At 64.3% G+C, this 1895-nt stretch carries 2 protein-coding genes; both read left to right on the forward strand.

Annotated elements, in window-relative coordinates:
- A partial coding sequence (locus tag ACLEQD_RS42390; protein ID WP_410391646.1) for an AHH domain-containing protein occupies positions 1–452 on the forward strand: 452 nt, incomplete at its 5' end.
- 18 nt (positions 453–470) lie between these two features.
- Complete coding sequence (locus ACLEQD_RS42395) at positions 471–1694, forward strand: imm11 family protein (RefSeq protein ID WP_410391648.1); 1224 nt, start codon at positions 471–473, stop codon at positions 1692–1694.
- Positions 1695–1895: the final 201 nt, after the last annotated feature.

Consider the following 1895-nt stretch of genomic DNA (forward strand, 5'->3'; position numbering starts at 1 on the left):
GCTTCCGGCTGGTGGCCGCGGCGGAGGTCTCAGCGGTCGCGGTGTCCGCGAGCGGAGAGGTGACGCTCGCACTGGCGCCCAACGCGGTGGCGATGTCCGCGAAGGGGCCGAACGTCCCGGTGCCCGTCGAAGTCCGCGTGCATCACATCGCCACGAACAAGTGGTGGGAAGCGACGCGCGATGGTGGCCCCTGGTCACCCAAGTTTCAGGAACTCTTCGACCGTGCGGGGATGTCCCTGGATGACGAGGTGAACACAGTTCGTGTTGCCGGTCATAAAGGCCCGCATCCTCGGGAGTACCATGAGGCCATCCTCAAGAGATTGAAGACGGCCCTGGGAAGATGTCAGAGCATTGCCCAATGTCGAAGCGCCCTGACGAGGGAACTCCAAAACCTGGGACGGGAGATTTTGCGGCAAGGCACAGACCTTCATGGCTGGGTTGTTCGCAACTGACGGATGGAGCAGATGACGATGCGGTACTTCGAGCTGCTGGACGACATGGACATCCAGGATCGCTGGCTGCCAGGCGAGGCGACGAACTCCCAGGGACAGGAGATCGACGACATCTGGCAGTTCGCGGATGGATGTCCTGTCCAGATCAAGGAGCACCTCAGGATTCCCATCTCTCATCCAGGCGCGCTCCTGGATTACGCGACGACGAGCGTGGGTGGGGCCCCTGTTGTTCGCCGGCGGGTCGCGAACATCTTCAGCGAACTGGCACCGAATGACGTGCAGGTCATTCCTGTCGAGGTCGAGGGACAGATTGAGCCGTACTTCATCCTCGTCGCGACACGGAACATCCGATGTATCGATGATGAGCGCTCCGGCGAGGTTCAGTTCTGGCATCCGGAAGATGGACAACCCGACAAGGTGGGAACGTATAGGGCTGTCTCCCGCATGCGCATCGATCCGGCGAAGGTCGGCGATGCCAAGGTCTTCCGACCCTGGGGATGGACCGTTGCGCTCATCGTCTCTGAGGACATCAAAGATACGGTGGAGCGTGCTGGAGTCACGGGGATAAGGTTTGAGGAAGTCACGGGGCCCAGCCCTGTCAGCCCCGAGGAGCGCGCACACAACCGCAAGCTCCAGGCTCTCTACGAGCGTACCGAAACCGCCCGCACAGCGTTCTGGCGCACCCTGGGCACGTTGGATGAAGAAGCCATCCTCCCCATCGTCGTCGGAGGAGGCTGGCCCGCGAAGCGCCAGGTCTGGCGCGTCATCCACCGCCCCGAAGGACGCACCCTCTTCGTGACGGACGGCCTCTCCGACTTCTTCGTCGATGCCATGGAACCTTCCGTGGGTTTCGGTCTGGAGCTAGCGCTCGAAACCGACGAGCCCCAGGCCAGATGGCCCGTGACGCTGCTGGAACGCATCGGCAACGAACTCGTGGGCCACGAACACCTGCGCGAACCCGCGAGGACGGGCCTCCTCTCCATGGAGGTGGACGGAGAGCACATGCCCGAACCGCTCCTGACCAAGGACGGCCGCGTCGCCGTGCTCCTGGGCATGGACACGCCCACGCTCCCCACCCACTTCACGATGCCGGACGGACAGGTCCGGCTGGTCACCGTGAAGACACTCATGCCCCGGGAACTCACGTACCTGCTGGAGCACGGCCGGGAGGAACTGCTCCACCGCTTCAACCAGTCCCACCCCGGTCACCTGTCCCGAGCCTGGCGCCAGTCCGTGGTGTAGCCGACGAAATCAGGAGGCAGTCCATGTCACTCCGCTGGCTGTGCGTGCTGTGGGCGCTGTTGGCGACAGGCTGCGCGACGTCACGGACGCTGCGGTTGGACACGGGAGAAGGCCGGGCGCGTGAGTACACGCCGCGCACGGACACGCGGCCCGTGGCGCTGGACGGGGACACCTTCGAGGAGACGGTGCGGACGCTGGCGC

Origin of the sequence: Corallococcus sp. 4LFB, from assembly GCF_046520365.1 — a bacterium.
Lineage (GTDB): Bacteria > Myxococcota > Myxococcia > Myxococcales > Myxococcaceae > Corallococcus > Corallococcus caeni.

What these genes read in the sequence shown, in the direction of transcription:
- ACLEQD_RS42395 (WP_410391648.1), top strand. Translation starts at nt 471, where the DNA reads ATGCGGTACTTCGAGCTGCTGGACGACATGGACATCCAGGATCGCTGG.